Raw genomic sequence first — 25,751 nt, 5'->3', positions numbered from 1 at the left:
AACACGATTTGCGTACTTACTATTTTATGACGGATCGAATAAACTAACAACATAGAAACATTTACTATAAATGAGGAGATGGAATTATGTCTACAAAAGAAACAATGAAAGCGGTAGGTCTTTATAAGTATTTAAATATTGCACATTCAGAAAGCTTGATTGATGTGGAAATTGAAAAACCGGTTCCTGTAGGTAAAGATCTACTTGTCAAAGTTAAGGCTATTTCAGTAAATCCAGTCGACACCAAGGTTAGGGCACCGAAAGATAAGACTGAAGTATCACCAAGAATTCTGGGATGGGACGTCGCGGGAGTAGTGGAACAAACAGGACCGGAATGCACATTATTTCAACCAGGCGATGAGGTGTATTATGCAGGCAGCATTACGCGCCCAGGCGGAAACAGCGAGTTTCATCTTGTCGATGAACGTATCGTCGGAACAAAACCTTCAACGCTTGATTTCGCTCAATCGGCAGCACTCCCGTTAACAGCCATCACAGCTTGGGAGGCACTTTTTGACCGTCTAGGTGTGTCCCAAAATAAAGATAGGAACGCAGGTAAGGTTATTTTGATCATAGGTGCTGCTGGAGGTGTAGGATCCATTGCAACACAACTAGACGAAGTATGCCGGCCTTACGGTGATCGGTACGGCTTCTCGTCCCGCATCGATCGATTGGGTGAAATCAATGGGAGCAGATCATATCATCAACCACTACAGTTCTTTCGTTCCTCAATTGAACGCTATCGGCTTACAGAATGCTGACTATATCCTGTGTTTAAACAGTACGGAGCAGCACTGGCAGAACATGGCCGAAGCGATTGCGCCGCAAGGCAAAATTTGCTCCATCGTTGAGACGGACCAGCCACTCAATTTGACTTTGCTTAAGAATAAAAGTGTAACGTTTGTATGGGAATTAATGTTCACCCGCTCGATGTTCCAAACGGCCGATATGGTCGAACAACATAAACTGCTGAATGAAGTAGCACAATTAATCGATTCTGGCATCATCCGTACCACTTTGGCTGTAAAGTTGGAACCCATCGATGCAACAAATTTGCGGAAGGCCCACGCTATAATTGAGGCAGGCAACACCGTTGGGAAAATTGTTTTGGAACATTTTTAATTCTTATGTAGAAAAAATAGAGCCTGTTGAGTTTTCTCAACAGGCTCTTCCATCTATCAGCTGGTTTAATGGAGTGGCGCTTGACTTTCCTGGATATCCTCGCCATACATGTCTGGATTCAGCTTCTTTGCAATCGCTAAGTCCAAAAGTACACGCTGTGTCTGAATATCTTCCAGGCTGTCTACCCACAGGCGAATCAGGTCATTCATCCGAGAAGGGTTCTTAGTCGGAATTTGATGTTTAGCATCCTTAATGAAATAGAGTGAGCTATGCGGCAGCTCTGCATGAAGTAAGTTCGCATACCGATGAAAGGTGTGGTCCTTCTGACCATAAATCAATAAGATAGGATGCTGGATACTTCTGAGACGGCGTGTACATGTATACGTAAGGGATTGCTCGTAATAGGATTTTACATCATTCGCAGCATCGCTTAATGAGCTCTCATATAGACTATGATAGGTGTTTTCATTATCCGCATTTCCAAAAGTAATTGCTTTTTTCAGTAACTTCATGAGTGGCCCTGAACCCGCCATCCACGAAGCGAGCCACAGCCTGCTTTTGTTATAAATATCCGTTAATTCAGACATCCCACTAACCACGATTCCCCCAAGGAAACGTTTAGGGTACGTAAGCAGCGCTTCCAGCACTAACGCGCCACCTGTTGAATAACCGCACAGGAATACTTTTTCGATACCTAGGTAATCCAGCAGCTGCCTTAAATCCTCAACAATAAGAGCATAGCTAAATGGACGTTCTGACGACTTGCTGGCTCCGTGCCCCCTGAAATCAAAGGTAATGACTTGGAATTGACCCGACAGCTGTTCTCTTTGATAAGCAAAATTCTGCGAGGTTAATAAAGGTGGATGAAAAAAGACGATTGGGGTGCCAGTCCCCGTAATCTCATAATTCAATTTCGTTCCGTTCACGTGGGCGAAAGGCAAAATAGTTTCCTCCGTAAGGTCAATTTAGGCAACTCAACCTTAGGGTGACCAGTTCTGTCTTTTTTTATGAGAACCTTAAAACATTTTGAAGCCTCTAATCCGCAGCGCTTTAATGGCCGATCCACTTAAAATAGCGCCAACCAAACCACCGACAGCAGGAATAATATCAACTATTGTGAAGTTCTCTCCGCTGGAAAGAAAAGACGCCTCTCCAATTGAACCATAAATAACAACACCGATAATCAAAGCAATAAAAGCATAAAGTGGAAACCATGTTGTTTTCATTAGCATATTCAAAATAAACCCGATCCCAAAAAATAACACTATCATTAAGACAGTGGCAATGATCATTTGTAACAATGTATGTTCCCCCTTAACAATGTAAGAAGCCCGTTCATCTATCTGACTTCCTTACTAATTGTAATCGACGAATTGGCACAGGTAAAGTGTATCACAAATTGAACATTTCCCTCTTCACCCTTTGTTCATTTGCCCTTTCCCCATGAATTGGATACAATGTAGGGGATATTAGCCCTTGAATGGAGGAAAACCAATGAGTGAAGCCGTACAAACGCTGGAAGGCTGGTATGCGCTCCATGATTTCCGTCTGATCGATTGGAACGCATGGCATGCCGCAACCCCTCAGGAGCGTAAGCACGCAACGGACGAGCTGAATACATTTCTGTCTCAGTGGCAGCAATTCGAAAACGATAAACTAGGCAGTACTGCCGTTTATAGCATCGTTGGTCAGAAAGCCGACTTTGTATTCATGCAAATGCGCGAAACGCTGGAAGAATTGAATGAACTGGAAAATACGTTTAATAAATCAAGCTTCGCCGCATTTACAATCCCGGTCTATTCCTACGTATCCATTGTAGAATTAAGCAGTTATCTAGCTAAGCCAGGCGTGGATCCTTCGGAAGATCCGGAAATTCAAGCCCGCTTGAAGCCTATCCTGCCTAAATCGAAGCACATCTGCTTCTATCCGATGAATAAGCGTCGCGATGGCAATGACAACTGGTACATGCTCCCTGCGGAAGATCGCAAAACGATGATGCGCAGCCACGGCATGATTGGACGCACATACGCAGGTAAAGTCAAACAAATCATTACAGGCTCCGTAGGACTGGATGATTGGGAGTGGGGCGTAACCCTGTTCTCCGATGATCCTCTTCATTTCAAAAAGCTCGTTTATGAAATGCGTTTCGACGAAGTGAGCGCACGTTTCGGTGAGTTCGGCGACTTCTACGTCGGCAACTTGCTGACACCTGATAAATTTGCTAAATTAATTCAAATTTAAGAGATAACTCAAGAGTGAAGGACTCCGTGTCCTTCACTCTTTTTGCATCACTGTACAATCAACATTGTACACATTTTTGGAAGAGGGTAAACAGCTATTGCAGATGAATAAAGCAAAAAAGAAAGCTCGCTCAATGAAGAGCGAAGCTTTCTTTTCTATGAATTATTCCTCATCATCATCGTCACGCAGGGCAGCTTCTAATTCAGCTTCCATCTGCGCTTTGCGAGCTAGATACACTTCCGTATCACGGTCACGCTGACGACCTTTTTCCTTCAAACGTTCAATCGCAGGAAGAATGAGGATATCAATTTCCTTTTGCACAACAGCTACATGATCATAACGTTTCTCAGTCTCTAAGAAGTGACCGACCTCGATCAAGGCATTGTAACGATCCAGTTCATCCCGGGTAAGAAGTCCTCTTACTTGGACACTGCAGTGCCGCATGGCGATCCCCCCGTTAACTAATGATGATTAGAAACGTCCTTTACGTATAACAAGTGGAATACCGCCGATAATGTAGAGGTATCTCATATCAACCACTTTTTTCATCATGGCTGCAACGTTACCTTTAAGCTTACGGGAACCAACGATACCGATGGCTTGACCTTTACCTAAGGAAGCAACTGTACCTTTGTTGGAGAATTTGAAAGTTTTCATTTGCGAACCGCGAATGGAAGCAATCAGGTTGTGTGCAACAGCTTCACCTTGCTGCATAGCGATTTGAGCTGTTGGAGGGTATGGTCTGCCTTCATCGTTCATCACGATGGAACAGTCACCAACAACATAGATGTTATCGAAACCAGGCGCATGCAGGTGCTCATCAACTTTAATTCTGCCGCGCATCGTTTCGAAGCCGGCTTCATCAAGCATATGGTTACCGCGGATACCGCCTGTCCAAACAACTGTTGCTGCTTTGATGAACTCATCGCCAGCGATCAAAACACCTTCAGGTGTACATTCTTTAATTGCTGTTCCGATTTTGAAAGTAATGCCTTTGTCAGTCAAAACTTTCATCGCATACTCAACAAGCTCAGGATCGAATCCTGGCAGTGCCGTTGGAGCTGCTTCAATATTATAAATCTTCACTAGGGAAGGATCCACGTCGAATTCTTTGCAAAGCTGTGGAATACGGTCAGCAAGCTCACCAATGAACTCGATTCCAGTAAATCCTGCTCCACCGATAACAAATGTCAGGTAATCTTTGCGATCCGGCTCACGCTTGTACTTCGCGAATTGATACTCAATATGTTCACGAATGAAACGAACGCTGTTGATACTGCGAATGTTCAATGCGTTTTCTTTAAGCCCTGGAATACCGAAAGTTTCAGCTTCGCCACCAAGACCAATAACCAGGTAGTCGTAGGAAAGCGTACCATCTTCGAGAATAACCTTTTTCTCATGCGGACGGATTTGTGTAACAGTCGATTTCACGAAATCAACTTTAAATTCATCAATCAATTTCAAAATGTTCACACGTGCATTTTCAGGATTATCTGTCCCTGCAGCAGGCATGTGAAGATGGGTAGTAATGTAATGGTAGTCATGTTTGTTTACAAGTGTTACATCAGCTTCGTTGTAATTTAATTCTTTTTGCAAACGAATTGCGGATAGGATCCCGCCATAGCCTGCTCCTAAAATAACGATTCTTGGTATTCTACTCATTTCTCTCTCACTTCCATATCCGTATTTATAGTTCTATGGTTTCTCTATCTTGTGAAAAATTACACAAACAGCTCCAAAAGTAGTATACTGCTTCTAGTTTGCACTCAGCAGCAGCGAATTATGATGAAACAGGATGAAATTAGTCACAACATGCGTAAACCGATTCTCATGATATAATATAATTTTCATAAGTAAATATCAAGTGCTATTTTGCTTTAAAATAAGGCTTAAAGGCCCGTCTAGCCTGACCATCCTGTGTAAGCATTATTTATCATTATATATAAGCGATTTATATAAAGAAATCGCACTTTCCTGTTTCCTTCAATAGAAGAGACGTTTATAATGAGATAATGATTATGGCAATACCAAATAATTACCACACCAAAAGAATTGAATCGGAGGAGTCTAAGAATGAACGAGAGAGAAACAAATCAAGATATCGTAGATATCATTGTAATTGGTGGAGGCCCTGCTGGAATGTTCGCATCTTTCTATGCGGGTATGCGCCAAGCATCTGTAAAAATTATCGAAAGTATGCCGCAGCTTGGTGGTCAGCTTGCAGCTTTATATCCGGAGAAATATATTTACGATGTAGCTGGCTTCCCAAAAGTAACGGCACAAGAATTAGTGGACAACTTGTTAGCTCAAATGAAACACTTTCAGATCAACACTTGCTTGGAAGAGAAAGTACACCAAGTGATCAAAAAAGAAGAGCGTCTCTTCGAAATAACAACTGACAAAGGCACACACTATAGCCGCGCTGTTATTATTTCAGGTGGGGTTGGCGCATTCGAGCCGCGTCGTCTTGAGTTACCGGAAGCCGCGCAATTCGAGAAGAAAAACTTGCATTACTTCGTTAACGATTTGAATGCATTCGCTGGCCAAAAAGTGTTAATCAGCGGTGGCGGTGATTCAGCTGTTGACTGGGCCTTAATGCTTGAGCCTATCGCGGAGAAAGTCACACTTATCCACCGTAGAGATAAATTCCGTGCACATGAGCACAGTGTAGAAAACCTGATGAACTCCAAAGTAAACATTGTTACTCCTACGGAAATCACCAAACTTCACGGTAGTGACCGCATTGAGCAAGTAACACTTAAAAATATCAAATCGGGCGAAGAAACCGTACATGAAGTCGACGCTGTTATCATCAACTTCGGTTTCGTTTCTTCCCTTGGTCCGATCTCCGAGTGGGGACTTGAGATTGAAAACGGCTCAATCGTTGTTGACTCCAGAATGGAAACAAACATTCCAGGCATCTTCGCTGCCGGGGATATCACAACTTATCCAGGGAAATTAAAACTAATTGCTGTTGGCTTTGGTGAAGCACCTACTGCGATTAATAACGCTAAAGTCTATATCGACCCTAATGCCAAGCTTTCACCAGGACACAGCAGTAACTTAAAATTTTAATCTTCTTAAATAAAATGGGGTATTCTAAACCTAATCTACGGATTAGGAGGAATACCCCTTTGTCATATATATGTCCGGTTTGCAACGGCCTACAAGAGCTGAATATTGAGTGTCCTGTTTGTTCAAAACAGATGAATGATTGCGGGAAATGGAGTGACTATCTTGGCCCCTACTCCCCTTATCGAGAGATTGATGATATCGCCATGTCAGATGGGCCACTTAATCAATGCCTTCATCTGGTAAACTGTACCGACTGCCACCAGAATTTTACCATCCAAATAACTTTATAAAAAAACGCTCTAGTTTAACGGGGTTTCATCCTTGATATAGACGTGAAGTTTTAAATTACGTCTCTGTATTTCTGCGAGCAATAGGTCAACAAAATCTGATTCCAATCTCAAATCCAATGCTTTGTAATAAGAGTCGATCAATGTTTCGTCACTAATTTGTCTCACTGAAATCACCTTTATTCTATAATTTGTAATTATATTATCATGGGGGCAAAATTAGAACAAGCGTTCCGTTATCCACAGATACCTGTGCATATCCTGTGGGTAGATTGTTAATATGTCCCAGAAACGTACTGTATTAATAGGGGATACTGTGTATAAAGTTATGCACACGCTAATCTGTCACTCTGCCGATAAAAAAAATTGATCGAAATATCAGAAATATTTTACTTACACTTAACAAATCCTTAAGCTTGTTCACACAATTGAAAAGAAATTTTAATCGTCATTTAATATTCATAGCCTACAATGATAATAGAAAGACAAAAATAAAGGAGTGAAAGATATGATCGTCTACGATATTGTACTAAATGGCGAAATTAAAGAAACGATTAAACCTCGTAAGAACCGTTTGAAAGAAATTTACGCATTTATGCTAGAGCAAAGTAAGCTCATGAAAGCCAAGTATGGTGATAATGTTAAAATTAAAGGCCGCATGGTGTATTAGGGATTAGTAACCCTGAATACACTCGCGGCCTTTTTTCTTCCATGCCATTAGATGATCCCTTTGCGATGAAGAACCGTTAATAATCGATAGAAATCATAGCTTCCTTTCTCCGGAGTATCGATTAATGAGGCTTTTACCGCAGCTTCTACAGCAGCTTTGGCCCATTGCGGTACGACCTCCATTGCCGCTTGCTCCTCTAGGGAACTAACTCTATTTTGTAAGACTACGATTTGTTCCTGCAGTTTCTCTAACATACGAATGACCTCCTCATCAAAGTGAGTTAAAGCATAGGTTTGAATAATCGTATTCAGTTTACTAGCATAAGAGGGATCCGTTGCATATCCACTGCTTTGTAATGCTTTCACTTGCTCACCAGGACTTCTTGCCATTCTGACACTAGCATAACGAGGGGATCCAAAAAGTAAATCCTGATCACGAAATCCTGCCTCAAGAGTAGGATATGCGCGAAAATCTCCTGGTACGTTATCATAACGTATACCTCCAATGACTTCCCATGTCGTTGCGGAAACGCGATCTCCCTGCCAATAAGGCGTCAACACCCCATTACCAACCTTATATCCGACTAGATTGTTCCACGCGTTCAAATTGCCCCCAGTCTCCTGAATGGCTTGCGCGATTCTCACGGAAGGATAGATCGGTGAGTTCTCTAATCGAAGCTTTACTGCAATAGGTGCAATCATCTCAATAAATTCCTGTCTAATTGCCATCGATACACCTCCTCTTATATCTCTAGTAAACTAAACCTTTCAATCTATTCTATTCTTTCCATGCTTAAAAGGGTTCGGCTATTTTTTATTTTTTAAAAATAATGTAAAAAAGGCTCCCACAAGTGCGACTATCCTGCACTCGGGGAGCTACTGAATCCAATGACCAATCAACATCATAAGTAATCCAAATATAGCCGAATATCGCTTTATCGTTCGGTTCGTCTTCGGGTGAAACAAAAGCAGCCAAATAATAAATCCAATAGGAATTAAAATACCAACCTTTAAATTGAATGTACCTAAAATGTAGTATCCAACTAATTTTAACCCTAAATATCCTTCGTCCTCTTCCCTATTTCTGTAAAACAGTATTAATACGAAAACAACAACAATGGCAGAGATGATTGAAACATTAAAATTCCAATTCACGTATAGGATTCAACTCCTCTCACCAACTGCAGGTTTTCCTTTTTATATATTGTATCACTTGATGGTTTGTCCTTACTAAGATGAAAATAAAAAAACCTCCCAAGTCAGTGTATTTAAACATACACACCTTGGAAGGACTGGTTCTAATTATTCATTAAGCCTCGACTTTATCGTCACACTTCTCAGGTGCGCCTTCTTCATCTTTTACTTTAAAAGAAGAACCACACCCACACGAAGCTACGGCATTCGGGTTGTTGATGGAGAACCCGCCGCCCATGCCTGCGTCCGTGTAGTCAATTTCAACACCGTATAAATATTTGGAGCTATCTTCGTCCACAACGACCTTGAGGCCATGTATGGTGAATACTTTATCGTCGTCTTTCTGCTCATCATCGAAGCCCATGCCGTAAGAGAAACCGCTGCAGCCTCCAGCCTTGACACCTAGACGCAAGAACAGGTTCGGTGATTCTTCAGAAGATAGAAGCTCTTTAATCTTATCAGACGCTGATTCACTAATGTTAATCATAACGGAAATCCCTCCCTAAAGTTCTCCTTATGGAAAACTGGCATTATTCTAAGTTTTCGTAATGCTTACTATCAAGTATACTCCTATCCGGCGCATTGCTCAAGGGCAGCTGCGCAGTCATTCATAGCCATTTCAGCCATAAACTTTACGGTTACGTCGTATCGCGTAATATTGCAACAGCAATTGATCGAGCTCTCGACTGCATTGCTGCACTTCAGGATGAAGGAAGCCGTATGCGGTACCTAAGGAAACCATTTGGCCTCGAAGCTGTTCTATTTCTATATTTAATCGTTCCTGTGGTTCGGTCACGAATACTGGTATCACGATATAATCACCTTTTGCCCTACGTAATCACATTGCAATAGTATACAGGAATTTGTTAATATTGGGAATAACATTTCCTAATATAATAGGAATAAACATGTCATATTTGTATATTGTCAATTTATCTCCATCTAAATGATATTGCCCCTCCCAACACGTAGGTTTATAATGGGATGGATGGATTGCACGTATAGAAGAAACAAAGGGGAGAAACTTTGAGCTACGCTCAAAGACCCCTATATTATTAAGGGTGTGAATGCCTGAACCGAACTGGATGAACAGGTATGCGAGCGTCTCACATCGCCTAACGCATTTGGTCCTTATCAAGCTGAATGCGTCGATTCAGTATGGACTTTATTTACTATTCAGAGGAGGAATAATAATGAGTGTTGTGACTACAGACCCGGTCAAACGGATGGCCGAAATTGCTGACAAAGTTGAGAACGGTCAACGTCTATCTATGGAAGATGGGCTATTTTTGTATGAATCAGACGATTTGCTAACCATCGGTCAATTAGCAAACAAAGTAAATACGCGAATGAACGGAAACAAGGTTTATTTTGTCCAAAATATGAGTTTGTACTTTACGAATGTGTGCGAGGAGCATTGTGCTTTTTGTCATTTCCGCCGCGACGAAGGTGAAGAAGGCTCATACACACTTACACCTAGTCAAATGTTAGATTATGTCGCTGAACATTTTAATCCCGAAATTAAAGAATTCCATATTAGCCAAGGGCATAACCCGCATTTGCCTTTTGAATATTACGTGGACTGTATCCGCCAACTGAAGCAAGCTTACCCTGACGTTACGATTAAAGCACATACAGCGGCTGAAATTGAATTTTTCTCGCGTATCAGTGGTCTCAGCTTCCGAGATGTCCTCAAAACGCTAATGGATGCAGGTTTATCCACTCTTCCAGGCGGAGGAGCCGAAATTCTGACTGAGCGCTACCGGACTAAAATGAAAGTAGAAAAAGCGTCCTCGGAGGAATGGATTGACGTACATCGTAACGCTCATATGCTCGGAATGAAAACTCATGCAACGATGCTGTATGGCTCCATTGAAACGAAAGAGGAACGCATTCGTCATATGTTGCTGCTTCGTGAGCTTCAAGATGAAACAGGCGGCTTCTTAGTATTCATTCCTAATTCCATTCAACCAGCAAGCAAAAACGCAGGACTCAAACATCGAGTAGCAGCTTGGGATGAATTGAAAACCATTGCGATTAGCCGTTTGATGCTGGATAATTTCCCACATATTAAGGCTTATTTCATCAACATTGGTACGAAATTGACCCAGCTATCCTTCACTTTCGGTGCTTCGGACGCACATGGTACGATCGTGAAAGAGAAGATTTCCCATGCTGCTGGTGCATTGTCACCAGAAGGCCTTACACGTGATGAGCTTGTTTATCTCATTAAAGGTGCAGGACGAGTTCCCGTTGAACGTGACACCTTTTATAATGAAATCAGGGTTTATTAGTCATACTAGAGAAGAGATATTGTTCAGAAGGGATATTGGATGGAATGAAAAAGTTTGTGATTCTCGGAGGAGGTTATGGCGGTTTGACCATAGCCTTAAACATGCTGGAGAAGGATTTACCAGAAGATACACTGCTTGTACTGATTGACCGAAGCCCTTTTCAAGGATTAAAAACAGAATATTATGCACTGGCTTCAGGTACGATTGCTGAAACACATATTCGTGTTGCCTATCCGAATGACCCTCGGTTGCTTTTAACATTCGGGGAGGTTTCTAGCGTCGATTTGAACAACAAGCAAATTCTTTTTGCAGACCAAGAACCGCTATCGTATGACTGGTTAGTTATCGGTCTGGGCTGTGTGGATAGTTATCACGGAATAGTCGGTGCTAAAGAGTACTCTTCCAGCATCCAGACTCTTTGCCAAACACGTGCCACTTACCAGCGTATTAACGATATTGCGCCATACGGACAAGTCTCCATTATTGGAGGAGGTCTAAGCGGTGTTGAGATGGCAGCGGAGCTTCGTGAAAGCCGGGCTGATTTGAACATTCGATTAATTGATCGAGGTCCAAGCTTACTTTCGGCTTTCCCAAGCAATCTGCAGCAGTACGTCCGGGAATGGATGACGGAACATCATATTGAGCTCCGTCCGAAGGTAACGTTAGTCCGACTAGATGGTGGAGATTTGTATAACCAGGATGAAATTATTAAAACCGATGCTACGATCTGGACAGCAGGCATTCAGCCCAATCCAATCGTAGAGGCTTTGAATGTGCCCAAAGACCACCAAGGCCGGATCCTGCTTAACGAGTATCATCAAATTCCAGATTATCAAGAAGTGTTCGTCGTAGGCGACTGCGCTTCCCTGCCGTTCTCTCCAAGTGCGCAAGCGGCGCAAGCGCAAGGCAAGCAGATTGCCGAAGCCATGCTATCGATTTGGAAAGGTGATACGCCTCGACTTGGTAAAATTAAACTCCGAGGTACGCTGGGTTCACTTGGTAAAAAGGCCGGCTTCGGCATCATGGGTAAACGTACGTTAATGACGGGTAAAATCGCTCGTATTCTCAAAAGCGGTGTACTGTGGAAGTCCAAGCGTCACTTCGGGTAAGATCAATCTCCGAGAAGTTCGTACATCGCTTCAATTTCTTTTATACGGTCTAAAATGCGCTCGTGAAGAGCATCGGCACTTTCAGCTGCAATGATTTCACCATTCACAAGCGCATAAGGTTCCATGTAGCACTGCCCGCAATTGCCTAGACAGCCGTATTCCATGACGTCGAAGTCAGGGTTTTGTTCCAAAGCTTTCATGACTTTATCGGTTCCATGGTGCATATTACTGGCACAAAACTCAATGATTGGTCTCATTATATAAATTCCACCTTATGTTGATATTCAAGTTGAAAACCATTTTCATTTAAACATTATTGTAATATAATAATAGAAGAAAGGAGATGAATCAAATGACTGAAAAAACAAAAGAAGTAATTTATGATGAAGTCCTTGAGGTTTTAGATAAACTCCGTCCTTTTCTACAACGCGATGGCGGTGACGTAGATCTCGTTGATGTAGAAGACGGTATCGTGAAGCTGAAACTTATGGGTGCCTGCGGCAGTTGCCCAAGCTCAACAATAACGTTGAAAGCTGGTATTGAACGCGCATTGGTTGAAGAGGTAGAAGGCATAACAGAAGTCGTACAGGTATTCTAATTACGACTATATCATAAGAAAGAGCTTACCTCTATGGTAAGCTCTTTTTGCATATATGATAAGGACTAGTTTTTCCGCTGATTAAGCACCGGTAATGGTTGGATCGGATCTAGACCCCCAGAAATATCCATGATATTTCCAGTTATGAAATCAGATGCAGGTAAACATAGGAAATCAATGACTCTAGCTACATCTTCGCCAGTCCCGGGTCTCCCTACCGGTGTTTCCCCATCAATCTCCAGACGCGCTTCTTGCATCGTCCGTTCTTTGTTCTTACCTCGAATATCGCCAGGGCATATCATATTGACTGTGATCCCATGACTCGCTTCTTCTTCAGCCAATGTCTTCGTGAAGGAAACTAAGCCTACCTTAGCCGCGGCGTATACGGCGCGATGGGTCCAACCCCTAGCTTCAGCCGCCTTGCCGAATCCAAAGTGGATAATTCGTCCCCAGCGTCTCTCTCTCATCATAGGCAGAACCAAATGATCGAGCTCCATAACGCCGAGCAAATTGCCGCGCATCAGATATTCAATCTCATCGATGTTATAATCAGCGAAAAAGCGCCGCTCTCTGAAGAAAGGTCCAGCATTATTCACGAGAATATCAATCGGACCGAGTGTAGATGTTGTTTGATCCACCATACGTATAATATCTTCTCGTTTGGCGACATCGCCTTGAACGGCCACGCTGCGAACCCCCAGATCTTCCAATTGAAGGACGAGCTCAGCGGCTTCTTTTTCACTATTAACATAATTGACAGCTACCTGGCAACCGCGCTGTGCTAGGGTGATCGCGGTCATTTTGCCCAAGCCCTTGGCGCTGCCTGTAATAAGAACCGTTCGGCCTCTTAATTCCATGGTCCTCTTACCCCTTTGCAATACTTGCCGTAATATAAGAGAAAGCTATTGTTAAGGTTCGGCAAACCATTTCAAATCCCTGCTGAAGATCGGCTACATTTGATTTCACATTTTCAACATGAATTCGTTCTCCTGGAATCGGTTCTTTTTGCATAAGATCATCCAGCATTTCAGCATTAATATAATGAATCTCCATATTGCGCTGATTGCGCAGTCGATCTAATACCGATTTATAATCCATTTTGAGATTATAAAGCTGGAGCTCCAGTGAACCGTGAATATGTTTTTCATGCATGCGGCGCAGTACGGTAAAGTAAGAGAAACGAGACTTAAGCGTCTCTGTTTTCAGCTCAAATAGATCATTCATAAACGTGCCCAATTTGTCCAAAATCGAAAACAAGCGAATGAAGGCATTTTTATAAAAATAAACAAATTGATGATATTCCTCGATCTCTTGCGGATTCATTTCCTCCAAGAATGCCTTACTGATATGCTCAGCGTAACGCTCACAGCAATATTTGCTCTGTTCCAGCTCATCCAAAGCATCGATAAACCCCTTGCTCCAGATCGCCCGTCTATGGTACTTGGGATACTCTGATGCTAGGTGGCTATGCTCCTTAGATTCCAACAGCTCAATATACGTTCTCACCGCGTTGCCGGCGTCTAGAAGAAGTCCGCTATCGATTCGTTTCGGTTCATTGAACAATACTCGCAGCACGGGCACACCCCTTTTTCATCCTAGCAAATTTGTTCGGTTATAGCTTTGCTGTTTGTTCGCTTAGCAGGGTCTGTTTCGCCTTCTGTGAACGATCCCGCTGTACCAAATACATAGCTGCCAAAACACCAACACCACCCAAACATTGATACAGAGAAATTGACTCATGCAAAAAGATGTAGCCTGCAATAGCTGCTGTTACAGGAAGTAAGTACCCATAAGCAGAGGATTTGAACGGCCCTAGCTTAGCTAAGCTCCAGTTGTGTAAAGAAAATCCTAGGGCAGTAGCCAACAAGGAGGTATAAATTAAGCTGATCCATCCTGTCGAAGAGATAGCCGCATAATAGGCGGCGTCCGCACGCAAGAGTACGAAGGGCAATAACGAAAGCGCCCCTGCTGTCATTTCGAGCGAGATCAGCAGCGGCAGCGGATAGCGCAATACAAGTCGATTCATACCGATGAGATAAATGGCTCCCATAAAACTTCGCATTACTAATAGGATATCTCCTCTAAACGTCTCTCCTCCAAGATGGAATCCATCAACCCCACCTGAGACAATGATGAGTACACTACATAAAGCTAATGGAATTCCTATAAGGATACGCCATGTGAGCCTTACTTGACCGGCTACTACAGCGAACAGAACCGTTATGACGGGCATGAAGCCGCGCCCTAGTACAGCGCCATTCGCGGAGTTAGAAAACTGCAAGGCATACTGCAGAAGGGCTTCCATGCCAATAGCATTGAGAATGCCTAACCCACATATAAGGAGGAGATCTTTACCGGCAATCTGCATCTTCAGCGAACGCGATCGATAATAAAAGTAAGTATAGACCCACAGCATCGGAATCATACTCGCGAAGCGTAACCCGTTAAAAACAAGGGAATCCCATTCTCTTCCCCCAATTTTTAGAGAGGCTAAATTAATGCCCCAAAGGATATACACCAGAACAAACCCGGCATGTGGATAAAAGGAACGGAGCCGATCCGCATTCATGCGAAATATTCCTTCCAGCGGCGATCCACGAGTTCCACGATATCTTCCCGCGGAAACAGCTCATCTGGGTATCCCGGTTTCATACGAGCATCAATCACAATCGGAACCTCATAAGCGATGTGATGACGGTTAACACTGGACTGCGCGTACATATCACTTGCCGGATTGAAACGGGTGAACACGGTCCATAAGAACTTGGTTTGGTCGTTCGCGATGCCGCTGGCGTCATCCACTAAGATGACTAACGGCCACTCCGTTAAGCGGCTGGCTGCATTCGCCAGCAGACGCTGTGGCAGCTCCGGTTCCGCCGCGTAAGACGCTCCTGAGACGAGCAGACATCCGCCACAGTAAACGGCAATGTCATGGATCTCAGGCAGCTCTCCGGCGGTGTAGGCTCTTGGCAGCTCGCGTACAGGGTCGCCTGTACCGAGAAGGACTGCTTTGCTGCCGTGATTAAGCTGGCCACCTGTATAATCAAGCGTATCATGCGATGTTTTGTTGAAGATAAATAGGTCACGACCCGGATCAAAACGCTCCAGCACAGTTTCAAGCAGCTCTGTGAAGTTGGCTAGGACCGTCGGCTTGTCCGTGACGATCAAGAACTTGGTGAGTGACAGCTGGCCCTCTCCTAGAATGCGGAATGCCGTGCCAAGCGCCTCACGGCTATAGCTTTCACGGACGACGGCAGCTGCGAGCGGGTGGAACCCGGTCTCTGCATACGTCCAGAGGTCTTTAACCCCCGGCATCGCCATCGGAAACGCGGGCTCGAGCAATCTTTGCAGGAATTCGCCAAGGAAGTAATCCTCTTGGCGCGGTTTACCCACGATCGTCGCCGGATAGATCGCGTCTTTGCGGTGCCATACATGATTCACGTTGAAAACCGGGAAATCATGGATGAGTGAGTAATACCCGAAGTGGTCGCCGAATGGCCCTTCGGGACGTCTCGTATGCGGCGGAACGCTTCCGCATATCGCGAACTCCGCCTCGGCCACGAGGCGGTGCCCCCCATGAGGGTTCTCCACCATGGGGAGCTTCTGCCCGAGGATAAGCGAAGCGAGCATCAGCTCGGGCAGGTGCTCGGGCACTGGCGCAATCGCAGAGGCGATGAGCGCAGGCGGGCCGCCCAGGAACACGGTAACGGGCAGCGGCTTGTTACGTTTCTCGGCTTCGTGGTAGTGGAAGCCGCCGCCTTTATGTATTTGCCAGTGCATCCCGGTAGTGAAGTCATCATAAACCTGCATGCGGTACATGCCGAGGTTATGATGACCTCCGTCAGGATGCTCGGTGTAGACGAGCGGCAGCGTGACGAACGGACCGCCGTCTTCTTGCCAGCTCGTCAGGACAGGCAGTCCTGCGAGTGGGTTGTCCTGCTTCAAGCCGCCAAGAATCGGCGCTTGGTTCTGCTGTACTTTCTTCGTTCCAACCTTCAGCAGATCCATAATGAGGGCACGTTCGCCCCAGAGCGCTTGCGGCGTTGGGGGCATTAACGTGCTTGTAGCGTTAATAACCGCTTTCATGAATTGTTCCGGTTTGGGACCGAAGGCAAGATCAACGCGTCTTGTTGTCCCGAACAAATTCGAGACGACCGGGAATGAACTTCCTTTGACATTTGTGAACAGCAAGGCTGGGCCCTGCTCGTCGATGACTCTGCGATGAATCTCGGCGAGTTCTAAATTTGGGTCTACTGGAGCGGAGATTTCAATCAGTTGATTTTCGCGGCGTAAAATGTCAAGAAAAGCTCGTAAATTCGTTGGTACCATGTATGTTCCACCTTTAACTGTGAGATTGTAAATGCGTATTTGTGAGTAAAAAGGAAATAGCCTTCCGCATCAGAAGGCCTCCTCTACCGCAAAGGTAGCCCTGCCGTGCTTCCAAGGAGCTCGTCCGTCAGGTATTAAGCTTTGCGGTCGTATAGCGTAAGTACGCATAGATAACATAAGAATCCAAACATGCAAGAAACAATAACCGCATGAATCATGCCGGTAAATAAATAGGCGACTTCATTCCCCATTGACCAGGTCACAACGGCACCGCTAATCACTTGAAGAGACACTAAAATTAGCGCCCATTTGCTGCCAAACCTCAGCTTGTCTGAGCCATGATAATAGCGTTTGGCTTGCAAATAAAGAAATAAAATACATATAAAAAGCAGTAATGCCGCTACACGGTGGGTAAAGACAATACCCGTTGCCCCGCTTAGTTCAGGGACTACTTCCCCATTACATAAAGGCCATCCCGAACATCCACCTGATGAAACGGTGTGACGGACAAATGCCCCCAGATAAACAACCACATAGCTGTAAATCGTCGTTATCCATACAAGGGCTTTAAAACTGCTGCGAATGGCCGTATCACGTTGGAATTGCCCCCATGGCGTAAATACAATGGCTAATAGCAAAGAAAAAGCAAAGGCCAGTAGGGATAATCCGAAATGTAAGGCCAAAACGAGTGAAGATTGGGGCCATACGACAGCCATAGCACCCATAGCTGCTTGAATTAGCGTCATAAATACCGTAGCAGAGATGAAAAATTTGGCATCTTTACGTTTCACATAACGAAATACGAGGATGAATGTAGCAACCAGGATTAACGTCACAATGCCGACAACTAATCGATGGCTGTACTCAATAAGCGATGAAATCGTATGTGCCGGGATGAATTTCCCATGACACAGCGGCCACTCATCTCCGCAGCCTCTACCTGCGTCAGCCTTCGTAACTAAGGCACCCATTGCAAGAATAAGAAACATGCCAATGGCCGAAAGATTCGCTAATCTTTGAATCAATTTTTGCATGATTGCACCTACTTTTATGTCGTGACTTCTGTTAATCATGTCGAATGATGTTGTTCCGCTTTCAATTATAGCTTTAATAAGTAGGCAAATCCATTCGCAATTGTTACAAAGCTCTGAAACCACACCGAAGGCTGTCCTGAAGTTCATAAGTCATTCAATGTTTCATTTTTTGGGACAAGGGTAAATAAAAGATGAGCACCAAATTATTGCTGTTCAACAAAATCGATCGCAGGAGGTTTTATCTATGGGTAAGCACATTATTGGAGTATTCAATTCGGAAGAAGAAGCCATTCGCGTGATTAACCAACTCAAAGCAGAAGGCTACAGAGCAGATGATATCTCAGTTATCGGCAGGAATAACGAGGGTTTAAGTCAAATCGAGGATGAAACAGAATCCAAAGCAGAAGAAGGACTAGCAACCGGTGCTGCTGCTGGCGGTGTACTGGGTGGTGTTACAGGACTACTGCTGGGTATTGGTGCACTTGCCATTCCAGGCGTTGGCCCCATCATAGCCGCTGGCCCCATTGTCGCGACTTTAACCGGCGCAGCCATTGGTGCAGGTGCAGGCGGGCTTGTAGGTAGTTTGATCGGCTTAGGTATACCCGAGAACGAGGCCAAAGATTATGACAATTACGTTAAGGATGGTAAAATCCTGGTCCTTGTCGAATCAGATTCGACCCGCGATCATAAGGCTTATGAAACATTTAGCAAGAACCAATCGTTGAATGCTAATACCTATAGTCCTGAGTATGGCTATCGCTCATAAATATACTTGGTTATAAAAAATCTCTCTTTTGAGTAAATGGGGTCAAGTTTGACCATTTTACCAAAGAGAGATTTTTTTGTGCTTACGACTTTAGTGCATCGGACACTTCGATAGCGCGGTTTAGGAACTCTTCAATTTCTTCGCGTGTTTTGCGTAGTTTACTGACGAAACGAACCAGTTCTTGGCCTCCACGGAAAGCAATAAAGCTTGGTATACCAAGGATGTTCAATTGCTCACATAGATCAGGTACTTCGTCGCGGTCTAACTCGATGAACGTGATACGCCCAGCATAAGCTTGTTCCACTGCTGGCATGAAGGGTTCGATATAGTGGCAGTCTTTGCACCAACTTGCTTTGAATACAGCAATGGTCAACGTGGACTGCGAGATTTGTTCCTGAAAAGCTTGTTCATTGGATACTTTAATCATGACGAGCACCTCGCTGCTTAGAATTTATTAACTTATAGCATGCCCTAACATTTGTGTCAAGATTAAATAATAGGCAGTGTTGCGCCTGATATACATTTACAATAAAAGTAAGAAGTGATATCATATGAATATCAAATAGATATTCTTTGAAGGGGTGCTATAAATGAAAGAAACGAATGCGTGGTCGTTAAACGGTTTTCTTGGTTTATTATTATTTATTATCGGCGGTGGGGTTGGCGTTCTCCTTCTAACACAGGAACGAATTATTCCGGGTATCATTTTAATTATACTGGGGCTGATATTCGTCTCGACGATCACTGCAGTTAATCCGAATGAGGCTTCTGTCGTCACTTTCTTCGGCAGCTACTTAGGTACAATTCGAAAGAGCGGCCTATGGTTAATTGTCCCTTTTTCTAGCAGAAAGAAAATTTCATTGCGGGTGCGCAATTTTAACAGTGTGAAGCTGAAAGTAAACGATATTGAAGGAAATCCTATCGAGATCGCGGCCGTTATCGTGTTTAAAGTAGTCGATACCTACAAGGCCCTTTTTGATGTGGACAGCTACGAAAAGTTCGTCGAAATTCAAAGTGAAACGGCACTGCGTCATGTCGCCAGCAAGTATCCCTATGACCGGTTTGAAAGCGAAGGCTACTCACTTAGAGGCAATGCAGATGAAGTTGCCGCTGAGCTTAGTCTAGAACTGCAGCAGCGTCTATCTGTAGCAGGTGTAGAGGTCATCGAGTCCCGCTTGACCCACCTCGCTTATTCGACTGAAATTGCTAGTGCCATGCTTCAACGGCAGCAGGCTTCTGCTATTCTGTCCGCTCGTCAAATTATTGTCGAGGGCGCTGTGGGGATGGTTCAGATGGCTATCGCTCGGTTGGAGTCCGAGGGCTTGCATCTAGACGAGGAAAGAAAAGCGGCCATGATTAACAATTTGCTTGTTGCGATTGTATCGGACCGCTCAGCGAGCCCGGTCATTAATACCGGTTCGTTGTACTAACGGGACCAGGGCTATGGCTCCTAAGAAAAATTTCCCGCTCCGACTTGATCCTAAGCTGTACGAGGCTTTGGAGCGTTGGGCGGAGGATGAATTTCGCAGTGTTAACGGTCATATTGAGTATTTGCTGCGTGAAGCGCTCCATCGAACCGGACGTGTAATTAAACCCGGAACAGAGCAAACCAATTCGGAAAAGACGGATGAGTAATTTCTATTAATGACCTTGCGATTAACCTTCGCAAGGTTATTTTCTATTTATTAAAGTTTCTAGCCATCGGATTCAGGGTATATAGAAATAAAGATGAGATAAGGAGGAGTGATACAGCATGCCAAGAACAACATACTGGGTTAGCGTTGGAAGGCAAGAAGTCGTGCCAGCTAGTGAGGGGGTCATTCGAGACCATTATGAGTTTGAGATCCATGCCGATGAGGCTGAGCTGCTCCCGCTCGTTGAACAATTCCGAGAAATCAATCTGGTAGATAAACAATTGGTGAAACGGGCAAGTACACCGTATGAGGCGTTCCCGGAAAAAGACCAGGACATGAAAAACCGCGCTTATGATGAGCGGCTTAAGGATATTTATTTTCTTGTGTACCAATTGGGGACGACTGAAACCAAGAAGCATATTGAAGCTATGAATCTGGGGGATTTACCGGAATACCAGAATATCAACAGCAAACCGGAATCGTTGTAACGACAAAATAAACGGCTTACGCCGTCCTTGGGTTAGAGCGTTTGTAAAGGTTGATGCAAAGTAAGTTGCAACGGAAAACGTAAAGCATAAAATTATGTTTGCTTATCTGTGTAAGGTTGTATTTTGTACAACATTAGGCAAGCTAATCCTCTTTTTCCACCCGAATGTTGTAATAAATACAACAAGAACAAGGAAACAAAACGCAAGGAAAACATAGTCATTTACTGAATGATTATGCATATATCCACAATCTCACTTAGCCTGCATAAATCAGTAACTAACTATCTTAAATAAGGTAAGTTGCACACTCCCCCTAAACTTTGCGCTCGATTCCCCTTGGAAAATCAATTTCCCTGTCTTAAGTATGCAACAATACTTCTGGATTTTTCATCATCTGCTCTTTTACGTGCACATCTGTCATACTGATAAACTCATCCTTGAGAGAGCTCACGAAAGAACGATGTTCACGGCGTAATTCCCCTAATCCCACTAGATAATAATATGATGGGAGCCCTAGCCATAATTGGCCGCTTTCCCACATACCTGTAAGTGAATAAGCAAACACTAGAGGCAAGGATTCAGTGAAGGTCGGGGAGGTAAATGGTATTGGGAGGAGTAGTCAAACCAAAAGATAAGAATGTTAGGGGTGTTCTCAGCAAAATGAGAGGACTCCCGAACGCTGTCGCACAGCTGTTCAAACAGCAAGCATCGGTGCTTTTGCATTCCTCTGCTAAAATAGTTGGCCCTTTGGAGGAAATTCCTGTCACGACAGCATTCAAAGGACGGCTGGAAAAGGGCTTAAAACATCAATTAGATCTGCTGCAAAGCGGTGTCGTAAGTTCTCCTCTCTCCACAGATGAATGGGCGATTGTGCATCGAATCAAGGAACGAACCCAGCGGGAAAACCGAAATAATGTGACACGAACTAACGCGTATTGGTCTTGTTATCAAGATAATCCGGAGCTTCACTGGGCACTTCTTGCCCATATGGTTTCACGCAACGGGGGCTGGTGCATGACCGATCTTCGCGGGGAGCTTTTGCCACATTTGATAAGCAATGAACTAGCCCAGCATTTATTTGCTTTTCTGGAACGAGCGAACGGTCTTATTTTTCAAGATGCTTATCCTCAACTACTTCTCTATGGCGAAAGCAAGAGACGAAAGATGAGTTTGTTTCATCTCCTGCCGCATATGGACATCTCATCCTGGATGGTTCCTGTTTGGAGCGACTTTTGGACGTATCAAGAATCGGCCGCGCTAACCATTGCACTTATTGTTAATGAGCAAAACTACATCGAAAAACGCATCGTAAAAAATAAACAGATTCAACAAAACGTATTGAATACACCTTTGTTCAAAACACAAGCATGGCTGCAATTGAATCAAATCGGGTTTCCCTTCTTTCCCACTTCCATCGAAACGCAAGCACCTCAGCCTCATCTGGCTGGACTTATACTTGAGAATTTCGCTAGCTTAACAGAACGCATCGAATTCGGAAAAAGCTTGTATGCGATACTTTTCGGAGCACCGGAGGTACTTCAAGGAGTACTTAAATTTGCAGCCACAACTCCCCATACTGGATCACGTTCCGATTACTGGCCTCACTTGTTTGCCCAAATAAGAAAAACCCCTCCCGAAGTGAAATATCAGGAGAGGCTGAATGGCAGCACCCTTAAGAAAGGTACACAACCGTTTTATAGTCCTAAGCTTACATCGGTATGGCCTGACAGGAGCATGGCACCCGTAGAGCCCGGTGACTGGTTTACGAATGTGAAGGAGCCACTGGTGCATATGCGCTCCATTCCTGTACCGATTCCTTATGATTTAACGAAAGAAGTGTACTTTGGTTTAAGCAAGATTGAGTTAGGCATTGTAGCTGCCCAAGCGATTAAGAAAGTGATTCGGTGACTCCGCTTGGCTTGGCTAGGAACGTTTGATAAGACGACTCACTTTGCCGATTAGCTTTTGTACTGGCGATGGGAAGTTTTTCACATCGTCCTTCGTTACAACACGAGTTACCATCAGCATCAATGGATACAAGGCAGCCGAGAAGCCACAAACAAGTACAGCATTTATTCCTTCATTTAGTCGATACCAGTTAGTTGGATGCACATACGTATGTGTGAGCCATTCCGCCCCTAGACCAAGGATAACTATGACAACAATGGAAAACAGTAATCCGATGAAACGACGTCCGAGGATCGTAAAGTCGACTTCTTTACGAAGCGATCGTAAATTAAGCCAAGACATGACAATAAAACAAAGACCCGTGGAGCCGATGATTCCATAGATGCCAAACCACTGCGCAAGTAAGAAGCTGCCAGCTAGCTTGACCGCAATACCAACAGCAACATGCATCATCAGCGGTTTCATTCGGCCCATGCCCATAAGGACAGCGCCCGATGTCTGCATGACAATTTGAAACATAGCTCCTAATGTGAGCAGTGAAATCATGTGAGGTCCATGACTCATACCAAAAGCAGTATCCTCATGCCCGAACATAAAAAAGTCTAACGGACGGGCAGCAATGGCAATTACCAATACAGCCGGTAACCCAGAAAGTATCGAGAGTTGAAGCACCCTGGTTGTGTGGTGACCAACCTGTTTCATATCTTTCCGTGAATAGGCTGCTGAGATGATGGGAACGACGGATTGACTCAGCGCGATGGCCAAAATAATCGGAATCCCCGCCAAGGACTGAGCACGTCCTCCTATAATACCAACAAGCCCAAGCGCTTCTCTTCTGCCGATTGTCCCTTCTAAGAGCGGGATAATGATAGAAGTATCGATCGCATACACAAGTGTAACCGTCACTGAGAAAATAACGATCGGAATCGACAGCTTCAATAAGCTGCGATAGATTTCTCGATAACGAACTGGCGTATGTGATTGCGGCGATAGCGCGCTTCCCGCAGCTATCTGTTCGGCCGCTATGTTCGACTGCGCATCTCTACGCTTCAGCTTCAAGGCATAGTAAAGCATAACGGCAAGTGCCGCAATCCCTCCCATAACCCCTCCGAATGATGCGCCCGCAACTCCCCAACCTAGGCTGATGTTCAATAATATAAATGCCAGTCCAATTGAGGTTACGAGTCTGAATATTTGTTCCACAACCTGTGAAATCCCGTTAGGCATCATGTTTTGTCTACCTTGGAAATAGCCTCGCATAATGGCAATAAGCGGGAAGAACAGCATGGCTGGCGCTATAGCGCGAGTAGCTAGTGTGGCATCCGGTCCACCCTGTGAAATGTGCTCGGCATAGATCGGTGCAAAAACATATAACAGAGCCGTCATCACGACTCCCGCTACGATCGCAAACCAAATTGCCGCGCGATAAATCCGCTGCGCTTCAGCAGGTCTTCCGATCGCATATTTCTCTGACACCATTTTGCTAAGTGCACTGGGGATACCGGCTGTTGCTACAACAAGTAAGATCGAGTATAGATTAAAAGCAATGGAATAACTGCCCATTCCTTCTTCATGAAGCAAGTGTACTAGCGGAATTCGCTGAAAAACGCCGAGAAACCGCGCTATAAGCGCGGCCACGGTGAGAATGAGCGTCCCTTTTACTAGAGAATCTTTCGTTTCCTTCGTCAAGTCCGTTCCTACTCTCTTACAGTATTCATTCCATTAGAAAACCCAGATAAAAAAGATAATAATCATCGCCAGCTGAAGCGCAATTTTCACAGCACTGCTTGCAAAGAAACCGAGTACAGAGCCGACACCGGCACTTATCGCCTTTTTCCACGACGTACCGATGATGATTTCACCAATCACTGCGCCTAGGAAGGGGCCAATGAGTAAGCCGAAAGCTGGAATAACAAAAGGCCCAATGATAAGACCAATTGTACTACCGATGATAGCCGCCTTAGAGCCTCCAAACTTCTTAACCCCTAACGCCCCTACTGCGTAATCGGCCACCAAAATGATGATAACAATCAAGGATTGGATAAGCCAGAACCAGACGCCGAACGGCTCGAAGCTAATCAACCAACCATAGATGAAGAAAGCTCCATAAATCGCTAACACACCGGGCAGTACCGGATAAACAGCACCAATCATACCCACTACAAATAAAAGGATAACTAATGTCCAGCCTAAGGTGATCATAGATCGCATTTCCTCCAATCCTAGCGATTTATCACTTCTACTTTTACAGCATATAAGTGTGAATCACTTTGGCAATCGCATGTTCATTGTTGGTAACAGTGGTAATATCCGCAATACGCTTTACTTCATCCTGTGCATTGCCCATAGCTACACCAAGACCTACTTCACGAATCATCGCGATGTCGTTTTCACTATCCCCCATCGCAATGACCTCGGACATGCTAATGCCTAGAAGCTGACATACAGTCTCCACGCCGCTCGCCTTACTAATACCTAATGGGTTAAGTTCAAGATTAGATGGATGAGAATTCGTTATTTCAAGTGTTCCCCATCCCTCTACGATTTCCCGGATTTGCTGAAGTTTCTCCATATTTTCGGTGAAATAACCGAACTTTAGCCATTCTTGGCCGTCAATGTCCATGTCTTCGCTCTCACGATTGAACACACCTTGCACCGAATAAGCCCACCACCAACAATCATACTTTTGTGCTAGATTATGCAAATTACGTACCGTCTCGGCAGGAAGCAGGGTCCGCTTTAGTAATTTAGATGGAGACTCCCATACTTCACTCCCATTGACCACAACAAGCGGTGAGGTAAGCCCTAGCTCCTCAATATAAGGCATGGCGCTTACAGCTCCGCGTCCTGTGGACATAATAACGATCTTACCCGCTTTAGTGGCTTTCTGAATCGCTTCTCGGTTTTCAACTGATATTTTTTTGTCATCGTCCAGCAAGGTGCCATCCATATCAAGGGCAATTAATTTATAAGATCCCACGTCTTCCCATCCCCTGTCTCTAC

General features: G+C 44.4%; 30 protein-coding genes and 1 pseudogene. 12 read left to right on the top strand and 19 right to left on the bottom strand.

The window, feature by feature from the left end; all coding sequences use genetic code 11:
- Nucleotides 1-86: 86 nt before the first annotated feature.
- Nucleotides 87-1,122: pseudogene (locus QFZ78_RS30140) on the top strand (zinc-binding alcohol dehydrogenase family protein).
- A gap of 65 nt (nt 1,123-1,187) precedes the next feature.
- On the opposite strand, the gene QFZ78_RS30135 reads toward QFZ78_RS30140, so the two are convergent.
- Both QFZ78_RS30135 and QFZ78_RS30130 read right to left on the bottom strand, forming a co-directional pair.
- A complete protein-coding gene (locus tag QFZ78_RS30135; RefSeq protein ID WP_307553032.1) occupies nt 1,188-2,063 on the bottom strand; it encodes an alpha/beta fold hydrolase in 876 nt (291 codons plus the stop codon).
- 75 nt (nt 2,064-2,138) lie between these two features.
- Nucleotides 2,139-2,423 (bottom strand): YuiB family protein, encoded by a 285-nt coding sequence (locus QFZ78_RS30130; protein WP_307553030.1) that lies wholly within the window; start codon nt 2,421-2,423, stop codon nt 2,139-2,141.
- A 193-nt stretch (nt 2,424-2,616) separates the two neighbouring features.
- On the opposite strand from QFZ78_RS30130, the gene hemQ reads away from it, so the two are divergent.
- Nucleotides 2,617-3,363, top strand: coding sequence for a hydrogen peroxide-dependent heme synthase (gene hemQ / locus QFZ78_RS30125; protein WP_029194770.1), 747 nt, complete (start codon nt 2,617-2,619; stop codon nt 3,361-3,363).
- 162 nt (nt 3,364-3,525) lie between these two features.
- Here the strand turns inward: hemQ and QFZ78_RS30120 are convergent, their stop codons facing one another.
- Nucleotides 3,526-3,807 carry a hypothetical protein gene (locus QFZ78_RS30120; protein WP_307553028.1) on the bottom strand — a complete coding sequence of 94 codons (282 nt, stop codon included), beginning with the start codon at nt 3,805-3,807 and terminating at the stop codon, nt 3,526-3,528.
- 27 nt (nt 3,808-3,834) lie between these two features.
- Nucleotides 3,835-5,025, bottom strand: coding sequence for an NAD(P)/FAD-dependent oxidoreductase (locus QFZ78_RS30115; protein WP_307553026.1), 1,191 nt, complete (start codon nt 5,023-5,025; stop codon nt 3,835-3,837).
- 411 nt (nt 5,026-5,436) lie between these two features.
- Here QFZ78_RS30115 and QFZ78_RS30110 point away from each other — a divergent pair, with 411 nt between their 5' ends.
- Nucleotides 5,437-6,438 carry an NAD(P)/FAD-dependent oxidoreductase gene (locus tag QFZ78_RS30110; protein WP_307553025.1) on the top strand — a complete coding sequence of 334 codons (1,002 nt, stop codon included), beginning with the start codon at nt 5,437-5,439 and terminating at the stop codon, nt 6,436-6,438.
- Nucleotides 6,439-6,737: 299 nt separating this feature from the next.
- Here the strand turns inward: QFZ78_RS30110 and sda are convergent, their stop codons facing one another.
- Nucleotides 6,738-6,893, bottom strand: coding sequence for a sporulation histidine kinase inhibitor Sda (gene sda / locus QFZ78_RS30105; RefSeq protein ID WP_082562636.1), 156 nt, complete (start codon nt 6,891-6,893; stop codon nt 6,738-6,740).
- Between the two features lie 340 nt (nt 6,894-7,233).
- Between sda and QFZ78_RS30100 the strand changes: the two genes are divergently transcribed.
- Nucleotides 7,234-7,395, top strand: a complete 162-nt coding sequence (locus QFZ78_RS30100; RefSeq protein ID WP_029194774.1) for a hypothetical protein — start codon at nt 7,234-7,236, stop codon at nt 7,393-7,395.
- A 47-nt stretch (nt 7,396-7,442) separates the two neighbouring features.
- Here the strand turns inward: QFZ78_RS30100 and QFZ78_RS30095 are convergent, their stop codons facing one another.
- The 4 genes from QFZ78_RS30095 to QFZ78_RS30080 all read right to left on the bottom strand — a co-directional run bounded on the left by QFZ78_RS30095 (nt 7,443) and on the right by QFZ78_RS30080 (nt 9,399).
- Nucleotides 7,443-8,123 carry a glycoside hydrolase family 73 protein gene (locus QFZ78_RS30095; RefSeq protein WP_307553023.1) on the bottom strand — a complete coding sequence of 227 codons (681 nt, stop codon included), beginning with the start codon at nt 8,121-8,123 and terminating at the stop codon, nt 7,443-7,445.
- Between the two features lie 147 nt (nt 8,124-8,270).
- Nucleotides 8,271-8,549, bottom strand: a complete 279-nt coding sequence (locus QFZ78_RS30090; RefSeq protein WP_307553021.1) for a hypothetical protein — start codon at nt 8,547-8,549, stop codon at nt 8,271-8,273.
- A 154-nt stretch (nt 8,550-8,703) separates the two neighbouring features.
- Nucleotides 8,704-9,075 carry an iron-sulfur cluster insertion protein ErpA gene (gene erpA, locus QFZ78_RS30085; protein ID WP_307553020.1) on the bottom strand — a complete coding sequence of 124 codons (372 nt, stop codon included), beginning with the start codon at nt 9,073-9,075 and terminating at the stop codon, nt 8,704-8,706.
- A 132-nt stretch (nt 9,076-9,207) separates the two neighbouring features.
- Nucleotides 9,208-9,399 (bottom strand): aspartyl-phosphate phosphatase Spo0E family protein, encoded by a 192-nt coding sequence (locus QFZ78_RS30080; RefSeq protein WP_307553018.1) that lies wholly within the window; start codon nt 9,397-9,399, stop codon nt 9,208-9,210.
- A gap of 382 nt (nt 9,400-9,781) precedes the next feature.
- Here QFZ78_RS30080 and mqnE point away from each other — a divergent pair, with 382 nt between their 5' ends.
- Nucleotides 9,782-10,882 carry an aminofutalosine synthase MqnE gene (gene mqnE, locus QFZ78_RS30075; RefSeq protein ID WP_307553016.1) on the top strand — a complete coding sequence of 367 codons (1,101 nt, stop codon included), beginning with the start codon at nt 9,782-9,784 and terminating at the stop codon, nt 10,880-10,882.
- Between the two features lie 44 nt (nt 10,883-10,926).
- On the top strand, nt 10,927-11,991 hold the full coding sequence (locus QFZ78_RS30070) for an NAD(P)/FAD-dependent oxidoreductase (protein ID WP_307553014.1): 1,065 nt from the start codon (nt 10,927-10,929) through the stop codon (nt 11,989-11,991).
- A gap of 2 nt (nt 11,992-11,993) precedes the next feature.
- On the opposite strand, the gene QFZ78_RS30065 is transcribed toward QFZ78_RS30070, so the two are convergent.
- Nucleotides 11,994-12,248 carry a YuzB family protein gene (locus tag QFZ78_RS30065; RefSeq protein WP_047681593.1) on the bottom strand — a complete coding sequence of 85 codons (255 nt, stop codon included), beginning with the start codon at nt 12,246-12,248 and terminating at the stop codon, nt 11,994-11,996.
- 95 nt (nt 12,249-12,343) lie between these two features.
- Here QFZ78_RS30065 and QFZ78_RS30060 point away from each other — a divergent pair, with 95 nt between their 5' ends.
- On the top strand, nt 12,344-12,589 hold the full coding sequence (locus QFZ78_RS30060; protein WP_056829608.1) for a NifU family protein: 246 nt from the start codon (nt 12,344-12,346) through the stop codon (nt 12,587-12,589).
- A 65-nt stretch (nt 12,590-12,654) separates the two neighbouring features.
- On the opposite strand, the gene QFZ78_RS30055 is transcribed toward QFZ78_RS30060, so the two are convergent.
- The 5 genes from QFZ78_RS30055 to QFZ78_RS30035 all read right to left on the bottom strand — a co-directional run bounded on the left by QFZ78_RS30055 (nt 12,655) and on the right by QFZ78_RS30035 (nt 17,952).
- Complete coding sequence (locus tag QFZ78_RS30055; RefSeq protein WP_307553013.1) at nt 12,655-13,446, bottom strand: SDR family oxidoreductase; 792 nt, start codon at nt 13,444-13,446, stop codon at nt 12,655-12,657.
- 7 nt (nt 13,447-13,453) lie between these two features.
- Nucleotides 13,454-14,164: a Cthe_2314 family HEPN domain-containing protein gene (locus tag QFZ78_RS30050; RefSeq protein WP_307553012.1), complete on the bottom strand. Its 711-nt coding sequence runs from the start codon at nt 14,162-14,164 to the stop codon at nt 13,454-13,456.
- A 37-nt stretch (nt 14,165-14,201) separates the two neighbouring features.
- The gene (locus QFZ78_RS30045; RefSeq protein WP_307553010.1) at nt 14,202-15,158 is read right to left on the bottom strand and encodes a DMT family transporter; all 957 of its coding nucleotides are present in this window, start codon (nt 15,156-15,158) and stop codon (nt 14,202-14,204) included.
- Nucleotides 15,155-16,918 carry a UbiD family decarboxylase gene (locus QFZ78_RS30040; protein ID WP_307553008.1) on the bottom strand — a complete coding sequence of 588 codons (1,764 nt, stop codon included), beginning with the start codon at nt 16,916-16,918 and terminating at the stop codon, nt 15,155-15,157. The genes QFZ78_RS30045 and QFZ78_RS30040 overlap by 4 nt, the downstream gene beginning before the upstream one ends.
- A 134-nt stretch (nt 16,919-17,052) precedes the next feature.
- Nucleotides 17,053-17,952 (bottom strand): COX15/CtaA family protein, encoded by a 900-nt coding sequence (locus tag QFZ78_RS30035; RefSeq protein WP_307553007.1) that lies wholly within the window; start codon nt 17,950-17,952, stop codon nt 17,053-17,055.
- Nucleotides 17,953-18,196: 244 nt separating this feature from the next.
- On the opposite strand from QFZ78_RS30035, the gene QFZ78_RS30030 reads away from it, so the two are divergent.
- Nucleotides 18,197-18,718 carry a general stress protein gene (locus QFZ78_RS30030; protein ID WP_307553005.1) on the top strand — a complete coding sequence of 174 codons (522 nt, stop codon included), beginning with the start codon at nt 18,197-18,199 and terminating at the stop codon, nt 18,716-18,718.
- An 82-nt stretch (nt 18,719-18,800) separates the two neighbouring features.
- Here the strand turns inward: QFZ78_RS30030 and QFZ78_RS30025 are convergent, their stop codons facing one another.
- Nucleotides 18,801-19,145, bottom strand: coding sequence for a thioredoxin family protein (locus QFZ78_RS30025; protein ID WP_307553004.1), 345 nt, complete (start codon nt 19,143-19,145; stop codon nt 18,801-18,803).
- A gap of 163 nt (nt 19,146-19,308) precedes the next feature.
- Here QFZ78_RS30025 and QFZ78_RS30020 point away from each other — a divergent pair, with 163 nt between their 5' ends.
- The 4 genes from QFZ78_RS30020 (at nt 19,309) to QFZ78_RS30005 (ending at nt 22,748) form a co-directional block, all read left to right on the top strand.
- The gene (locus tag QFZ78_RS30020) at nt 19,309-20,148 is read left to right on the top strand and encodes an SPFH domain-containing protein (RefSeq protein ID WP_307553002.1); all 840 of its coding nucleotides are present in this window, start codon (nt 19,309-19,311) and stop codon (nt 20,146-20,148) included.
- A gap of 13 nt (nt 20,149-20,161) precedes the next feature.
- Entirely contained in the window at nt 20,162-20,353 is a 192-nt protein-coding gene (locus QFZ78_RS30015) for a type II toxin-antitoxin system antitoxin (protein WP_171692761.1), read from the top strand.
- A 118-nt stretch (nt 20,354-20,471) separates the two neighbouring features.
- Nucleotides 20,472-20,840, top strand: coding sequence for a hypothetical protein (locus QFZ78_RS30010; RefSeq protein WP_307553000.1), 369 nt, complete (start codon nt 20,472-20,474; stop codon nt 20,838-20,840).
- Between the two features lie 606 nt (nt 20,841-21,446).
- Complete coding sequence (locus QFZ78_RS30005) at nt 21,447-22,748, top strand: DUF2515 family protein (protein ID WP_307552998.1); 1,302 nt, start codon at nt 21,447-21,449, stop codon at nt 22,746-22,748.
- Between the two features lie 15 nt (nt 22,749-22,763).
- Here QFZ78_RS30005 and QFZ78_RS30000 read toward each other — a convergent pair whose 3' ends face one another.
- From QFZ78_RS30000 to QFZ78_RS29990, 3 genes are read right to left on the bottom strand one after another with little or no spacing between them, the layout of a single operon-like run.
- Nucleotides 22,764-24,437: a putative polysaccharide biosynthesis protein gene (locus QFZ78_RS30000; RefSeq protein ID WP_307552996.1), complete on the bottom strand. Its 1,674-nt coding sequence runs from the start codon at nt 24,435-24,437 to the stop codon at nt 22,764-22,766.
- A 33-nt stretch (nt 24,438-24,470) separates the two neighbouring features.
- Complete coding sequence (locus QFZ78_RS29995; protein ID WP_307552994.1) at nt 24,471-24,950, bottom strand: DUF456 domain-containing protein; 480 nt, start codon at nt 24,948-24,950, stop codon at nt 24,471-24,473.
- Nucleotides 24,951-24,993: 43 nt separating this feature from the next.
- Entirely contained in the window at nt 24,994-25,728 is a 735-nt protein-coding gene (locus tag QFZ78_RS29990; protein WP_307552992.1) for a Cof-type HAD-IIB family hydrolase, read from the bottom strand.
- Nucleotides 25,729-25,751 lie beyond the last annotated feature (23 nt).

Source organism: Paenibacillus sp. V4I5 (genome assembly GCF_030817255.1).
In the GTDB taxonomy this organism is placed as follows: Bacteria; Bacillota; Bacilli; order Paenibacillales; family NBRC-103111; genus Paenibacillus_E.
Note: the sequence above shows the minus strand (reverse complement) of the source record. Positions and strands in the feature narration are given on the sequence as shown.